The sequence below is a fragment of the Streptomyces sp. NPDC048424 genome, assembly GCF_040651555.1.
Classification (GTDB): Bacteria; Actinomycetota; Actinomycetes; order Streptomycetales; family Streptomycetaceae; genus Streptomyces.
The window spans coordinates 312,679-328,526 of the sequence record NZ_JBEZKE010000005.1 but is presented as its reverse complement, the minus strand read 5'-3'; the positions used below and the strand labels follow the sequence as shown (position 1 = coordinate 328,526).

General features: G+C 69.7%; 9 protein-coding genes. 3 read left to right on the top strand and 6 right to left on the bottom strand.

What is annotated here, in order from left to right; translation table 11 throughout:
* Window positions 1–66: 66 nt before the first annotated feature.
* The 3 genes from uvrA to AB0D29_RS10200 form a co-directional block, all read right to left on the bottom strand.
* Window positions 67–2,535, bottom strand: coding sequence for an excinuclease ABC subunit UvrA (uvrA, locus tag AB0D29_RS10210; protein WP_362853080.1), 2,469 nt, complete (start codon window positions 2,533–2,535; stop codon window positions 67–69).
* A gap of 576 nt (window positions 2,536–3,111) precedes the next feature.
* Window positions 3,112–4,044 (bottom strand): hypothetical protein, encoded by a 933-nt coding sequence (locus AB0D29_RS10205; RefSeq protein ID WP_362853079.1) that lies wholly within the window; start codon window positions 4,042–4,044, stop codon window positions 3,112–3,114.
* A 14-nt stretch (window positions 4,045–4,058) separates the two neighbouring features.
* On the bottom strand, window positions 4,059–4,910 hold the full coding sequence (locus AB0D29_RS10200; RefSeq protein WP_362853078.1) for a papain-like cysteine protease family protein: 852 nt from the start codon (window positions 4,908–4,910) through the stop codon (window positions 4,059–4,061).
* Between the two features lie 1,504 nt (window positions 4,911–6,414).
* Here AB0D29_RS10200 and AB0D29_RS10195 point away from each other — a divergent pair.
* Both AB0D29_RS10195 and AB0D29_RS10190 read left to right on the top strand, forming a co-directional pair.
* The gene (locus AB0D29_RS10195) at window positions 6,415–7,218 is read left to right on the top strand and encodes an SGNH/GDSL hydrolase family protein (protein ID WP_362853077.1); all 804 of its coding nucleotides are present in this window, start codon (window positions 6,415–6,417) and stop codon (window positions 7,216–7,218) included.
* A gap of 106 nt (window positions 7,219–7,324) precedes the next feature.
* Window positions 7,325–7,888 (top strand): hypothetical protein, encoded by a 564-nt coding sequence (locus AB0D29_RS10190; RefSeq protein WP_362853076.1) that lies wholly within the window; start codon window positions 7,325–7,327, stop codon window positions 7,886–7,888.
* A gap of 1,517 nt (window positions 7,889–9,405) precedes the next feature.
* On the opposite strand, the gene AB0D29_RS10185 is transcribed toward AB0D29_RS10190, so the two are convergent.
* Window positions 9,406–12,351: a BTAD domain-containing putative transcriptional regulator gene (locus AB0D29_RS10185; RefSeq protein ID WP_362853075.1), complete on the bottom strand. Its 2,946-nt coding sequence runs from the start codon at window positions 12,349–12,351 to the stop codon at window positions 9,406–9,408.
* Between the two features lie 333 nt (window positions 12,352–12,684).
* On the opposite strand from AB0D29_RS10185, the gene AB0D29_RS10180 reads away from it, so the two are divergent.
* Window positions 12,685–12,885 (top strand): hypothetical protein, encoded by a 201-nt coding sequence (locus AB0D29_RS10180; RefSeq protein WP_362853074.1) that lies wholly within the window; start codon window positions 12,685–12,687, stop codon window positions 12,883–12,885.
* A gap of 454 nt (window positions 12,886–13,339) precedes the next feature.
* Here AB0D29_RS10180 and AB0D29_RS10175 read toward each other — a convergent pair whose 3' ends face one another.
* Both AB0D29_RS10175 and AB0D29_RS10170 read right to left on the bottom strand, forming a co-directional pair.
* Window positions 13,340–14,329, bottom strand: a complete 990-nt coding sequence (locus AB0D29_RS10175; protein ID WP_362853073.1) for an aldo/keto reductase — start codon at window positions 14,327–14,329, stop codon at window positions 13,340–13,342.
* A gap of 124 nt (window positions 14,330–14,453) precedes the next feature.
* The gene (locus tag AB0D29_RS10170; protein ID WP_362853072.1) at window positions 14,454–15,785 is read right to left on the bottom strand and encodes a sugar ABC transporter substrate-binding protein; all 1,332 of its coding nucleotides are present in this window, start codon (window positions 15,783–15,785) and stop codon (window positions 14,454–14,456) included.
* Window positions 15,786–15,848 lie beyond the last annotated feature (63 nt).

Below are 15,848 nucleotides of genomic sequence, written 5' to 3'. Positions count from 1 at the left end.
CGACACGGCATGAGTCCCATCCGGCCCCGAACCCGGCTGACCGGTGCGCAGCCCCTCGCGCCGTCGTCAGGAGCGCGCGAGTCGGGCCGCGAGGTAGGGCGCGGTGGCGCTGCGGCGGGCTCTCGCCACCTTGGCCGGAGGGCCCGCCGCGACCACCCGCCCGCCCGCGTCGCCGCCGCCCGGCCCCAGGTCGATGACCCAGTCGGCGGTGGCGATCGTGTCCAGGTCGTGCTCGACGAGGACGACCGTGTTGCCGGCGTCGACGAGCCGGTGCAGCTGTCGCAGCAGCAGCGCGACGTCCGAGGGGTGCAGCCCCGCCGTCGGTTCGTCGAGCAGGTAGAGCGCGTGGCCGCGGCGGGCTCGCTGCAGTTCGGTGGCCAGTTTGATGCGTTGTGCCTCACCACCGCTGAGCTCCGTCGCGGGCTGCCCCAGCCGCAGGTACCCCAGTCCCACCTCGCGCAACGTCTCCAGACTGCGGGAGGCGGCCGGGACGGCGGACAGGAACGTGGCCGCGGCGTCGACGGACAACCCCAGCACTTCCGCGATGTTCTTGCCCCGGTAGGTGACTTCCAGCGTTTCGGCGTTGTACCGGGCACCCTGGCAGGTCGGGCACGGTGCGTAGGTGCCGGGCAGGAAGAGCAGTTCCACCGCGACGAATCCTTCGCCCTGGCAGGTCTCGCACCGGCCTTCGGGCACGTTGAAGGAGAACCGCCCGGCCGAGTAGCCGCGCGCCGTGGCCTCGTCCGTCGCCGCGTACAGTTTGCGCACCGCGTCGAACATCCCGGTGTACGTGGCCAGGTTGGAACGGGGAGTTCGGCCGATGGGCCGTTGGTCGACCCGGACCAGCCGGTCGAACGACTCGACCCCCGACGCGTCCTGGACGTCAACGACCAGCTGCGCCTCATCGGGCTCCTCGGGTACGAGTCCGAGGTGGCCGCGGACGACCTCGGCGAGCACCTGCGTCACCAGTGTCGACTTTCCTGAACCGGACACGCCCGTCACCGCCGTCAGTACGCACAGCGGTACGTCGACGGACACGTCGTGCAGATTGTGGCGGGAGACGCCGCTCAGGTGCAGCCAGCCGTGCGGTGTGCGCGGGCGGTGTTCGAGCGGTTCGGCGCGCCCGAACAGGTACTGGCTCGTGGCCGACTCCGTCACCCGCTCCAGACCGGGGACCGGGCCGCTGTACAGCACGCGGCCGCCGCCCTCGCCCGCGCCGGGGCCGATGTCGACCACCCAGTCCGCCCGCCGTACGACGTCCATGTCGTGCTCCACGACGAACAGCGAGTTGCCCGCCGCCTTGAGGCGCTCCAGCACGTCCAGCAGCGGTTCCGCGTCAGCCGGATGCAGGCCCGCGGAGGGTTCGTCGAGGACGTAGACGACGCCGAACAGCCCCGAGCGCAGCTGGGTGGCGATCCGCAGGCGCTGCGCCTCGCCGGGCGACAGGGTCGTCGAGCGGCGCCCGAGGCTGAGATATCCGAGGCCCAGGTCGAGCAGTACGTCGACCCGCGCGACCAGATCGCCGCAGATCCGGACCGCGACCTCGGTCGTCTCCCCGGATCGGGCGGTCGACGTGGTGGCGTCGGCCTCGGACCGCCCCGCGACGGGCCGCAGCAGCCCCACGACCTCGATGAGCGGCATCGCGTTGATCTCGGCGATGGAACGTCCGGCGAAGGTCACGGCGAGCGCCTCGGGCCGCAGTCCGCTGCCGTGACACTCGGGGCAGGGCACACTCCTGACGAACCGGAGCGCCCGTTCGCGCATCTTCTCGCTCTTGGAGTCGGCGAGGACGTGCATGACGTGCTTGCGGGCGCTCCAGAACTTGCCCTGGTAGCCGTAGTCGACGCGGTCCTCCTCCGGCTCGATGTACACGGAGGGCTGCTCGTCGGTGTACAGCAGCCAGTCCCGGTCCTTCTTCTTGAGCCTGCGCCACGGCCGGTCTATGTCGATACCCAGGCCGTTCACGACACTGCGCAGGTTGGCGCCCTGCCAGGCGCCCGGCCAGGCGGCGATCGCCCCCTCGCGGATGCTCAGCGAGGGGTCCGTGACGAGCAGGTCCTCGGCGACGTCGTGCACGACGCCCAGTCCGTGGCATTCGGGGCAGGCACCGGCCGTGGTGTTGGGTGAGAACGACTCGGCTTCCAGCCGTGCGGCCCGGGGCGGATAGGTGCCGGCGCGGGAGTACAGCATGCGCAGCAGATTGGACAGCGTGGTGAGGGTGCCGACCGTCGAGCGCGAGCTGGGCGACCCGCGCCGCTGCTGCAGGGCCACGGCCGGTGGCAGTCCGGTGATTTCCAGCACGTGCGGTGCACCGACCTGTTGCAGCAGCCTTCGGGCGTACGGTGCCACGGACTCGAAGTAGCGCCGCTGGGCCTCCGCGTAGAGCGTGCCGAACGCGAGCGAGGACTTGCCCGAACCGGAGACACCGGTGAAGGCGACCATCGCGTCCCGCGGAACGTCGACGTCGATGTTCCGCAGGTTGTTCTCACTGGCGCCCCGGACATGCACGAAGGGGTCGGTCCCGTCCTTGCTCACCCTTCCTGACTACCTGATCGCGCCGGGAACCGCGCGACAGGCGCCGTCACCGGGCCTCGCTCACACGAGCGTCCGGATCGTTGATTCGATTGGACCCAGCAACCGCTGTGCAAGCGCCTGCGCTCGCGGGCCGTGACACTCGTCGGCACGGGCTGGGTGATCATTACCGCACGGTACGTTCGCCAGACCCCGAGGCGGCCCGGCTCCTGGTCGACGCCGCGGCCGACACGCTGGACCATTCACCCGACCCCGCCCCCGCCTCTCGTCCGAACCTTCCGCGACTTGTGGCTGCGCAGCAGCGAGGGAATGTCCCGCATATCCGTCTTCGTGCAGGTCAGGAACGCATTGCACCCTCCAGCGTCAGCAAAAGGTCGGCCCCTGTCAGGCTCCGCGATCAGCCGCAAGCATGCCGATTCGGTGAGGCGACGGGGCTGTCGAGGGCGAGGATGCGCTGGTCGAGGCGCGCCGGCGGGGCATCCCTCGTGTCGGGGCCGGGTCGCCCACCCGAGCTGCTGAGCTCGGCGATGAAAGTCGTCGCGCTCAGCACACGGACGGGGCTCGGCCTCACGTTTCCGGTCAGCGGGTGGTCGCAGCTCCCCTACGGCGCGCGTACAGCACCGCGCCGCCGATGGTCGCCAGGGTTGCGAACCCGATGGCGGCCATCGGGTGCCAGGGCTCATCGGCGGCGGGCTGGGCGGATGCGGTGGAGACCTGCTCCGGCTGGTCCTCCACGAGGCCGCCGTATCCGCCGGCCAGGCCCTTGCGGTCGTACTCCGAACCGGGCATCTTGTCGCCGTAGCGGGCGGTGACCAGCTTCTGGTAGGCAGCGAGGGGGATGCCGCGCTTTCCGCCGAGGCCGGTGGTCGCCTCCTCGTTGAGCGGCTCGACCAGGCCTTCGGCAGTGAGCCGGTACCAGGCGTGGATCTGCGGCTCGGTGAAGGTGCGGGCCTGAGGAGTCCCGCGCTCGGCGAAGCCGACCTCGGCGTCCCCGTCCCGGATCCCGGCCAGTTGCCAGCCCTCGGCACCGACGTTCTGCACGCCGCTCCCGGGTGTGGCGGCGTTCCCCATGGGCGCGAGCAATACGGCGGCGTGCTTCCCGTCGGCGGCGTTCACCCGGGAGGCCAGGTAGGAGAGCCGGAGCGCGGTCTGCGGGGTCGCCTGGGCCTTGCCGGTCACGAACTCGGGGCTGATCTCGAACATCGGCACCGGGTCCTTCAGATCGAACCCGGGGGGCGCGGCGACGGCGGCGGGTGCGTTCCCGGGAACGCCGAGGGTGCCACCGTCCGCGGCGGGGGCAGTACGGGGCTGTCGGGCCGAGACCAGGAAGCGGGAGACGGTGTCGCGGAGTTGGTTGCTCTGGATGGTTTGCCGGGCGGACTCGTAACCCGCGATGCCCTCTCCCTCCGCAGCCTGTGCGGGAACGATTCCGCACAGGGCGGCGGCGAGTGCGGCCGTGGCGAGGACGGCGGCGCGGGGTGTCGCCTGCCTGGTGTGTCGCGTGATCTGCACGGTCGGTCTGCTCCTCAGCCCTGGATGCCGATGCGGGAGTGGGTCCACTGGAACGAGTTGTTGTTCGCATAAGTGGAGTGGTTCCACCAGGTGTAGGTCTGCGTGGTCTGCCACGGGTCGCCGACCGCGATCATGTTGGTGGCGCTGTCGTAGCCGTAGATGACGTTCATGTGACCACCGCCGGTGCGCCAGCCGAATCTGACGGCGAACGGGCGGCCCGCGTCGATCTCGGCGACGGACTCACCGAACGAGGCGTTGCGGTACAGGCTGCGGCCACTGTTCGTCAGCCCCAGCCTGGCCAGGCCGTTGGCCATGTCCTCCAGCGTGGCGGGCTGGTTGTTGCAGTTCACCCAGGTTCCCTGGGCAGCGAGTTGGCAGAACTGCTCCTGGCTGACGGAGCGGCCCCAGTGTTGGGCTATGGTCACGCCGGAGGCGTCCCAGCACCACTGGGTCCTGACCTGCTTCTGCATGTCGATCTTCAGTGTCTTCGCAGTCGTGGGTTGTGGGTTTGGCGTCGAGCCGCAGACGGGCAGCGGGGTGGTGTTCTCCTTGATGAAGGCATCGGCGATGTAGTACGAGCCGGTGTAGATCCACCTCGGGTTGTTCTCCACCGTGTCGCCCGTCGTCCGGCAGGACATCCGGACCTTGGCGCCTACCCTCGAGGACCCCTTCACCTGGGCCGAAAGGGACGGCTTGGCCCGGTGGTTGACGGTCTGGTAGTTGCCCTGGCCGCCGATGACCGTGCCGATGACCACATCGGCCTGGGCGAGGGCGTTGAAGCCGAACAGCAGACCGCCGGAGAGTGCGGCGGTGATCGCGGCCAGCAGCGCTTTCTTACGGCGGGACGCGCGGCGTTTGTGCATCATGCTCCTTGATCTGAGAACGCGGAACTCGCCTGCCGGGGCGATGCTCCACACAATGACGAGCGGTCAGCTCGCCTATGGGAACCGAGCCGTTGGCACCGACGGAACGGCGCAGGATCATCACGGCGGCCCCGAACGGCTTCGGCGTGCGTGCCGCGGCACGGCGATGGCGGCGCGGCCGCCACGGTCTCGGGGACCGGTGGACGGCAACGAGGTCGACCACACTCGTCCGAGCAGAGACCTACAGGCGGACGACTTGACCGTCACGGCCACGGCCGAGGCGCGACCTCGGGTCTCCAAATGGCTCGGGCCCGGCGCCGTGTTGGCGCAGACGCAGCCGTGGTGAGCCGGGGTGAACAAGACATCGCCGGTCGGTACGCCACCCGTCGCCGCCGACCATCCACCCCGACGGCTACGGCCCGACGCCTCCGCCTGACCGTGTGTCACATCCGGGCGGTTCGATGGCCCTGCACTGCCGGCGAAGCCGAGTATCAGGTGTTCCGCGGCCACGCACAACCACGCCTCTTTCCTCGAGTGGTTTGGGTGCCGGGAATCCTGCCAGAGAGATCAAGGGTTCTGAACGCCATCGCCCCACGCACAAAGATGTCGCGAATTCAATAACCTAGAGGCAGTCATGTGACGGGTCATCAATCTACCTACAGGACATGCGAGTTGTGGCCGGTCAAAGCCTTGGTCCAGGCCATTCACACCCGCTCGACGGCGCACGACTTTACGTAAACTTGGCACATCGCGCCCCTTTATTGGACACGATGTCAAGATATTGAAATAGCCCAGCGTGCACGCCGCGTAACTCTGCATCATTTCAGAAAGGGGAATCTCCCCCGGCTTTCCCACCGAAATGCACCCGCGCCGAGGAAGGGGTGCCCCTGTCCACCCGGCGGTCACCGCCCTGGCGTGGGTCGACTTAGGCGACGTGACCGTGCGGCTCGCGGGCGAGTTGGTGACGTGCCACCTGCTCTCTTTACGACAACCGGCAGACGGCCGTCGCGCGGGCGCTGGGGCCGAGCCGGGCGCAGCTGGAGGCAGATCGGCGGATCGCCTTCAAGTCGCACTTCGGGATCGAGAGCTTCTCCTGCCGGCCGGCATCGAGGGCGCCCACGAGATGGGCGGCGTCGAGGGACAGATGGGCTACTTCCGGCGCAACCACTTCGCGAGCCGGTGCCGGAGGTCGACTCGCCGGCGGAGCCGAGCGAGCAGTCGAGCAGTGGGACCGGCGCGACGGGCGGCGCCGGATCGGGTCCAGGGCCTGGACGATCGATGAGTACTTCGAGGACGAGCGCCCGCTGCCGCTGCCGCTGCCGGTGCCGTGGGGGCGCGGCTCGCGGGCGCGTTGAAGTTGCCCCGGGAGCAGGCGGGGTGCAGTCGGCCTCGGCGGGGCGCCCGGTAACAAAGCGCTTCACACGCCTATCGCAAGGGCGTCCGTCACTGCTAGAAGAGTGACTCTTCAACAACTCCTGTTCCCCACAACGCCAAGGAGTGGATTGTCATGCACGCTACAAAACTGAGACGGGTCCTGCCCGTCCTGTCGGCCCTCGTGGCCGCGACCCTGGGACTGACCCAGCAGGCCTCCGCCGCCCCGGCGGCGGGGGAGCGCTTCGTCGCTCTCGGCGACTCCTACTCCTCAGGGGTGGGCGCCGGAAGCTACCTGTCCGACAGCGGCAGCTGCCAGCGCAGCAGCAAGGCCTACCCGTACCTGTGGGCGGCGGCCAACGCCCCGGCCTCGTTCTCCTTCACCGCCTGTTCGGGAGCGACGACGAGTACGGTCAAGAGCGGCCAGCTGGCCCCGCTCAACAGTTCCACCACGCTCGTGAGCGTCACCGCCGGCGGCAACGACGTCGGGTTCGCGAACGTCATGCAGACCTGCGTCCTGCAGAGCGAGGCGACGTGCGTGAGCGCGGTGAACAACGCCATCGCACAGATCAACAACACCCTGCCCGGAAGCCTGTCGTCCCTCTACGGCACCATCCGCAGCAAGGCGCCGCAGGCTCATGTCGTCGTGCTCGGCTACCCGCGCTTCTACCAGCTGAACGGCAATTGCGTCGCCGGCCTGAGCGAGACCGAACGCGCGGCGATCAACCGCGGCAGCGACGCTCTCAACGGGATGCTCGCGAAGCAGGCCGCCAACGCGGGATTCTCCTACTCCAGCGTCGTGGACGAGTTCACCGGCCACGAGATCTGCTCGGGCAACGCCTGGCTGCACAGCGTCTCGGTGCCCGTCTCCAACAGCTACCACCCCACGGCCGCGGGCCACTCCGGCGGATACCTGCCGGCCTTCCGCTCCGCCGTGTGATCTCCCCCGGGCCACACCCCGGGCCTTCCGCGCCCCGAAGTCGACGCGGGTAGACCCGCTGGTCCACCGCTCCGCACCCCCGCGATCCGCACCAGGAGGAGAGCTCATGAAGTCCCCCCACGTACCCACCGGTCCCCAGACCGGCGACACCGCCCCGAGCCGCACGCGAGGAAACACACTCCGCTCCGTCCTCACCGCCCTCGCCCTCGTCCTCGGGGCGCTCTTCGCCCCTGGCATCGGCGCCGGCGAGGCCCAAGCAGCCACCAAGATCAGCCACGCCACCGCGACCTCGATGTTCCGCGACTCCGGGATCACCTGGTCCTCGTCCGGTGGTTGCTCGGACCGCAACAACCCGACCTGTACGTCCTTCGAGCAGCTCAACCTCGCCACGGCGAAGGGCGCGCAGACCCTCAAGAGCGCCAGCGGCTGCTCTCTGAACATCACGGGCGGCACCGAGACCGGCCACGCCGGCGGGACCTACTCCCACTGGAACGGCTACAAGCTCGACTTCAGCAAGTACACGTGCGTCGGGAACTACATCAAGAACACGTTCACCTATGTCGGGGTGCGCGGTGACGGCGCCCCGCAATGGAAGTCCGGCGCCGGCAACATCTACGCCGACGAGGGCAACCACTGGGACGTGACGTTCTACAACTGCGGCGGCTGCTGAGCCGGAGCCTGCTGCGTGGAGGGTGCGGTCTGCCCGGACTTCCGGCTCGGGCAGACCGCACGACAGGCGCCGCAGCGGTGCTGCAGGTGACGGACACGGCCTGGTCGAGGTGGCCGGTGAGGCGGACCCTCCAGGCGTCCCGGCACGCGTGATCCGGGCTCAGGGTCAAGTGGGGCCCGTCGCCGTGCTGGTACGTACTGGCGTTCCTGCCCGGCGAATTGCGTCGGGCACGTCAGTTGCGCCCGACGTCGGCCCGTTGGTGCCGGCCGAGTCACTGCTGCTCCACCCGGGCTCCTGGTCGAGCCACCCCTTTTGGCGGTGTGCAGCGACGGGGGATGTGCAGAGCGGCCGGTTCCAGAGTGGTTCGGTGAGGACGGCGCCGATGCCGATGCCCAGTCCGAGGTCTCTTCGATCCTGAGCACTGGCCCGTGTTCAGGGTGTCGGCAGAAGACGGACCCGCAGCCGTGGTGCATGTCGAGCCCGAGCAGTTGGCAGGCATCCTGCACCGTTACCGCCTACTGCCGGCCGACGCTCTCGACAGCGACGGCAATCGCGACCAGTGACCGCGCGGATGGGCCGTCAACCCGTGGGGGCAGGGCGCCTACCCCCGCGACCGCTCGAACCCCACACGCGCCACCTGCATCGAGGCGATGCGCCAAATCCTCTGACCGTCACGCTCCGTACAGGGCGTCACGCCACACCTGTGAGCCCGGTCCACGCCTTCTTCAGGACCGCCGTAGGGCACCGACCGACCTGACGAACTGTCACCAAAGTCGGCATTGGTCCTGGCAAAGCTGACCCCAGCTGGTCATACCTGGGAAACGTCGAGGGCCCGGAGAGGGTCGCGCGGAGCCTCCCACCGCTCGCCCCGCCGGGATGATCTCCGCGCGGGACACGGCGCCTCCTGGGCTGACCTCGACTGGTCGGCCTGCTTCAGAAAAGCGCAGGTCAGCGCACCCGACCGCGTGCCTTCCAGCATGGGTGCGCGCCCCCAGTACCACCAGGAGTCGCAGAAGGTCCTGGCCAGCGATCGTCCTCGACGAATTCTCTCTGACCGACCCCAACGAGCAGGGAGCGTCGTCTCGCCGACCTCCGACTCGCCAGTACCGGCTGAGCCGAGCGGCTCAGCCGAATCGGGCGAGATCGTTGCGCATGCGCGAGACGGCCTCGTGGGTTTTTCGCAGCGATGGCGGAGATGCAGCGGGAGAACATCCGCGAGTCGACGCTGGAGGGGCTCAGCATTGCGGCCCCCAACGGCAAGCGCAAGGGCCAGAACCCCTCCGTGGCGAGCATCTACGGGCGCTCGCCGAGCACGCCAAGCACGAGGCGTACCCCGAAGCAGTCGCCCGGACCTACGCCGACTTCGCCGCCATCCAGGCCGGAGAGGTCCCCAAGACCCGGGCCGAGTCACAGTCCCTACGGTGACACCTTTGGGATGCCGGGATCGCTCAGCACTCATGGGTGCTCCGTTGTCCCCCGCGGACGGTTGTCTGCGGGGCTGTCGTTCGCAGCGTCGGTCAGACGGCGGAGGGGACCTCTGGCCCGAGGCGTTGCCGCACGTGTTCCGCTTCGGGGACTCCGAGGTTCTCGAAGATGCCGAGAGCCTCGCGCCAGCACGCGGTCGCCCTGCCCGTGTGGCCCATTTCGCTGAGCGCCTCTCCGAGGACCACGAGGATCGTGGCACGGCGCCATTCGCCGCCGAGAGCGTGTAGGGCGAGCGCCTGCTCGGCATGGGCAGCGGCCCCGGTGGGGCGATGGGCGGCGAGGTGGGCCTCGGCGAGGCGGAAGTGGGTGACGCCCTCCCAGAGGCGCTGGCGGTTGTCGTGAAAGAGGGACAGAGCCTGGTCGAGCTGGTCCAGGGCCTCTGCGAGGCGGCCTGCCTGGGTGAGGGCGATACCGAGCGCATAGCGACCGTTGGCCAGGCGCAGGGTCAGGCCCATCTCGTCGTAGATGGCGATGCCCTGCTGGGCGAGGTCTATCGCGCTGTCGAGGCTGCCCAGAGTCACGCGGACGCGGGAGAGGTTGCACAGGACGCTGGCCTCGCCGACGCGGTTGCCGTCCTGACGGAAGTTGCCCCAGGCTTCGAGCAGGTGGCGTTCTGCGTCCTGCGGGCGGCCTTCGTACAGGGCGATGATCCCGCGGTCGTTGGAGGCCCAGCAGCCAGCCAGAGGGTCGCCGCACTCGCGGGCCAAGGCCACGGCCTGGCATGCCTCGTCGTCGGCTTCGCCGAATCGGCCGGCGACCAGGTGGACATTGCCGAGGGCGGTCCGGGCCCGAGCCTCCGCGTGCGGGTCCTTCGCGGCCTGCGCGGCGTCGCGCAGGGCCACTGCGGCGGACTCGTACTGCTTGGAGTTCGCCCCCGATTCGGCGAGGTCCTTCGCCGCCCACAGCAGGTCCACGGCCCGGCGCAGCACGTCACCCTGCCCGGTCGAGCGCACGGAGGCCTGCCGGACACAGGCCAGCAGTGGGTCCGCCTCCGCGTACAACCAGTCGAAGGCGGCCCGCGGCTCGGCGAAGCGCAGCCCGGGATGGTGCGTGGCTGACAGGTGCGCGGGCAGCCTGTCGCCGGGGCGCTCCACCGCGTACACGGCGGAGGCGGTGGCCAGGTAGAAGTCCAGCAGCCGGTCCAGGGCGGCGTCCCGGTCGCTCGGCGGCTGCTCGTCGCGTTCGACGCAGGCGCGCGCGTACAGCCGTACGAGGTCGTGGAAGCGGTAGCGGCCGGGCACGGCGGACTCCAGGAGGGAGAAGTCCACCAGGGTTTCCAGGATTTCCTCGGCGTCGGACTCCGGCAGGTCGAGTACGGCGGCTGCGGCGGATAGCGAGATATCGGGTCCGTCGGCGAGGCCGAGGAGGCGGAAGGCGCGCTGCTGGGCGGGCTCCAGCTGTCCGTAGCCGAGCTCGAAGGTGGCTTTGACGGCGAGGTCGCCGGCCTGGAGCTCGTCGAGGCGGCGGCGCTCGTCGGCGAGCTTCGCGGCGAGGACGGACACGGTCCAGGTGCGGCGGGCGGCGAGCCGGGACGCGGCGATGCAGATCGCGAGCGGCAGGAAGCCGCAGGCCGCGACGACATCGCCGGCGGCCTGGCGTTCGGCCTCGACCCGCTCGGCACCGACGATCCGGGCGAAGAGCTGGAGCGCCTCCTCGGGGCTCATGGTGTCGAGGTCGACGAGGTGCGCCTCGGGGAGGCTCGTCATGCGGACCCGGCTGGTGATCAGGGCGGCGCAGCCCGGAGTACCCGGTAGGAGCGGGCGGATCTGGGCGGCGTCACGGGCGTTGTCGAGGAGGATCAGGACGCGGCGGCCGTCGAGGGTGGAGCGGTAGAGCGCGGCCCGCTCGTCAGCGGTGTCGGGAATGACGGCATCCGGGGTACCCAGGGCGCGCAGGAAGGCGCCGAGGACCGCCGCAGGTTCGGCGGGGCGCGGCTCATTGCCCCTGAGGTCGGCGTAGAGCTGGCCGTCGGGGAAGCGCGGACGGGCGGCGTGCGCGACGTGAACGGCGAGGGTGGTCTTGCCGACACCGCCCATGCCCGCGACCGCGGAGACGGCCATGACCCGGCCCTCCGCGCCGGCGAGGATGTCGCTGAGTTCGTGGATGCGGTTCGCGGCACCCGTGAAGTAGGGCACGGTTGCCGGGAGCTGGGCGGGCCGTACCTGAATGGACGGTGGGGCAGGGGCCAGGGCTTCGCCACGGGCGAGTTCGGCGTCGGCGCGCAGGATCCGGTGCTGCAGCGCGGACAGTTCGGGGCGTGGGTCGACGCCGAGTTCGTCGGCGAGCAATCGGCGGGTGTCGGCGTACACGGCAAGCGCCTCGGCCTGTCGGCCGCTGCGGTAGAGGGCGAGCATGAGGAGCTCGCGCAGGCGTTCGCGCAGCGGGTGGGCGGCGGTGAGGGCGGTCAGCTCGGAGACGGCCTCGGCGTGGAGGCCCACCTCCAGGTCCAGGTCGAGACGGGTCTCCAGTAGCTGGAGCCGCCATTCTTCGAGCCGGGTCCGCTGGCTCTCCGCGAAGGGGCCGGGAACCCCGGTCAGTGGCTCGCCGTCCCATTGCTCCAAGGCGCGGTTCAGCAGGGTGCGGGCCTGGGCCCGGTCCCCGGCTGTACGGGCCCGTTCGGCTTCGTCGGCGAGGCCACGGGCGAAGCCGAGGTCGAGGGCCTCGGTGCGGGGCAGACGGATGGCGTAGCCGCCGGATTCGGTGACGAGCAGCCCGGGCTCGAGGACCTTGCGGAGCCGCGAGGCGTACGTACGCAGCACGGCCAGGGCTTGCGGTGGAGGGTCCTCGCCCCACATGGCGTCGAGCAGTTCCGGTGCGGTGACTGTACGGCCGTCGCGCAGCAGGAGCGCGGCGAGCAGGGCCCGCTGTTGGGGGCTCCCGGAGGGCAGGAGCTCGCTGCCGTGCCAGGCTCGGACTGGGCCGAGCACCGTGAACCTCGTCTTTGTTCTGTCCGCCTCTGCTGTCACTTCGTCTCGCACCCCCGGGCCGACCTCCTCGACGTATGCAGGATGTACAGCGTTCGTATATCTCCGGAGGCCAGGATGGATCCACTGACGTCTGAACCAGACTGCCCAGTCCGGTTTGCTGTGCGTCGTAAAGGTACCCCGGGATGGCTTCCCGGGGTCCTTGGCGTATTCAAATTTCCTCAACTCTATTGCAGCGGGCGCGCTTTGGGCTACCGTCGAAGCGTCGTCACGCCACTGAAGGTGCCGAGGACCCTCTAGCCAAGGGCTCCGTCGACGCGTCTCTCGTGTCGCGTGCCGATGCATACCCGGACTGGGCAATCGGACGTTAGGAGAGTGCGCACTGTCATGCACTTCACGACTTCGTCGGCGGGGCTGCTGGCCGGCGTGATCATCACGCTGGCCTATTTCGCGCTGGTCGGCTATGTGGTCAGGTCGCTGCGCAGCACCCATCGGCTCCCCACGGTCATCCTGGCCGTCTCGGGGCTGGTGGGAGCACTGCCGGCCATCCTCTACGCGTTGTACCGCGCGCTGGATGTGATCGCCTGAAGCTAGCGGGCTTTCACACATCATCAGCGACCTGAGGGCTACGGCACGGTACGTGCCGTAGCCCTCGTCGCCGTCACGGACGGCGGCAACCGGGCGGGCGACGCGAAGGCGGTGGTTCGGCTGCGAAGAGGATCCGGTACCGCCCGGACGGGGCGTTCGGCGGCTACTCGTCCGCAGGCTACTCGTACACGGTCGACTCCACTACCAGGTCCCGTACTCCCTTCAGCCGGACATCCGTGGGTGGTTCCACCTCGAAGCGATGGACCGGGTCGTCCACGAGGCGGAGGGTAGCCGAGCCGGTGACGTGGGATGCCGATCGCGGAACCGCTCGGGCACCAGCACATCGATGGGCCGCCCCGGGAGTTCCTCCCGCGGGCAGCCGAACAGGGCTTCACCATCGCGTCCGGGACCGCCCGGGGGCCCCGGCGCCGCCTTTCGATCCCCCGTGGATCGTTCAGCGGCTCAGCGCATCGATCTCCGCGAGGTCCTCCGCGGACAGCGGTCCCCCGTGCAGCGCGTCGAGGTTCTGGTCCAGTTGGTCCACGCTGCTCGCGCCGGTGATCACCGACACCACTCGGGGGTCGCGCAGCACCCACGAGATCGCCAGTTGCGAAAGGCTCTGTCCGCGCCGCTCGGCCAGTTCGCCCAGGCCCCGCAGTTGCGCCAGTTTGGCGCCCGTCAGCGCCTCCTCCTTGAGGAAGTGCCCGACCGACATCCGCGAACCGGCGGGCACCTCGCCGGCGAGGTAGCGATCCGTCAGAAGGCCCTGCGCGAGCGGCGAGTAGGCGATCAGGCCGGTGCCGGTGTCCCCCACCGCGTCCAGCAGTCCGTCCTCGGGCGTGCGGTCGAGGATCGAGTAGCGGGCCTGGTTCAGCAGTACCGGTACGCCGAGCTCGCGCAGGATCGCCACCGCCTCACGATGCTGCTCGGCCGGGTAGTTGGAGATTGCGGCGTACAGCGCCCTGCCGGAGCGCACCGCCGTGTGCAGCGCCCCCATGGTCTCCTCGAGCGGGGTCTCGGGGTCGTAGCGGTGCGAATAGAACACATCCACGTACTCCAGGCCCATCCGCTGCAGTGACTGATCCAGGCTCGCCAGCAGGTACTTGCGGCCGCCACCGTCCCCGTACGGACCGGGCCACATGTCGTAGCCCGCCTTGGAGGCGATGAACAGCTCGTCCCGGTACGGGCGGAAGTCCTGCGCGAAGAGACGGCCGAAGTTGCGCTCCGCGCTGCCGTACGGCGGGCCGTAGTTGTTCGCCAGGTCGAAGTGCGTGACACCCCGGTCGAAGGCCCTCCGCAGCACCGCCCGTTGCACCTCCAGCGGCCGGCTGTCGCCGAAGTTGTGCCACAGGCCCAGCGAGACGACAGGCAACCGGACACCGCTGCGGGCGGCCCGGCGGTAGGTCATGGAGGCGTAGCGGTCCTGCACGGCGTGGTAGTTCATGTCTCAATCCTGCCCGGTTCCGATCAGAATCGGAATCTAATCAACACATCTCAACACGGCGGCACTTCGAGCCGGCGAGGGCGAGGACGAAGGCTGACGCCCTCGCCCTCGCCGATGCCTGCTGCTACTTGGCGACCGTGAACCCTTGATCCGTGCCGTACTTGGCACTGGCGGCCCGCCAGGCCTCCAAGCCCTGGGTCAGGGTCGTCGAGGAGACGTACGCCTTGCCGACGGTGTCGTTGAAGACCGAGTTCGCGTACACCTGGTACGGCAGGTACGACCAGCCCGCGCCGACGTCACGGGCCGCGTCGGCCAGGATCCGGTTGGCCTGCTGCCCCCCGAAGTAGGGGAACGGGGCGTCCAGGAACGCCTGCGACTCCAGGTCGGCCCGCGTGGCGGGGAAGGCGCCCTCGGAGACGCGGGCCGTGGCGCCGGCCCCCGTGGTCGCGTACTCGATGAAGGCGTAGGCCAGCGCCTTGTTCTTCGACGCCTTCGGCACGGCGAGGGAGCTACCCCCGTTCTCCGCACCCGCCTTGGCGCCCTTGGTCCACTGCGGGAGGGGCGCCACGCGCCAGTCCCCCGACGCGGCGGGGGCACCGGTGACGAAGTTGGCGGGCATCCAGGCGCCTATGGAGAGGGTGGCGATGCTGCCGTCCGACAGGCCCTTGTACCACTCGTCGCTCCAGGAGGTGACGGGCGCGAGCAGTCGCTCGTCGATGAGCTTCTGCCAGGTACCCGTGTACTGCGCCGTGCCGGTGTCCCCGAAGTCGATGCCGATCTCGGTGCCCTCCACCTTGTACGGGCGTCCGCCCGCCTGCCAGATCAGGCTGGTCGTGGCGCCGGCGTCCCCGGTGTCGTTCGTGATGTAGAGCTTCGGGTCGGCCTTGTGCAGGGCGCGCGCCGCTTCCACGTACTCGTCCCAGGTGGTGGGGACGGCGATGCCGTGCCGGTCGAAGACCTTCTTGTTGTAGAAGAGCGCCATGGGTCCGGAGTCCATGGGGAGGGCATAGATCCCCTTGCCGTACTTCACCCCGCTCCAGGGGCCGGTGGTGAAGGCCCCGTCGTGGGTGGAGGCGCCGTAGGGGGAGAGCTCCTCCAGGGATTTGCCGATGGCGAACTGACCGACCGCGTAGTACTCGACCTGGGCCACGTCCGGGGCTCCCGAGCCGGCGGCGATGGCGTTCTGCAGCGCGGTGTACTGCTTGTTGTTCGTGCCCGCGTTGACGAGCTCGATGTCCACCTTCGGATACTTCTTCTCGAAGTCGGCGGCCACCTTCTTGAGCGTGGGCTCCCACGCCCACACCGTCACCTTGCCTCCGGCTTCGAGTGCTGCCGCCACGTCCTTCGCGGCGCTGTCGGCCCCCGGGTCCGGCGATCCGCAGGCGGTGGCGCCGAGGGTCAGGGCGCACGTCGCGGCGACGGCGGCGACGATCCGGTGGCGGCTGTTCGTTCTCATCGGTGGTGCTCCTGATTCGGTGTGCGGATGAAGTGGGTCGGGAGGGGCCGAACGCGGAGCCGG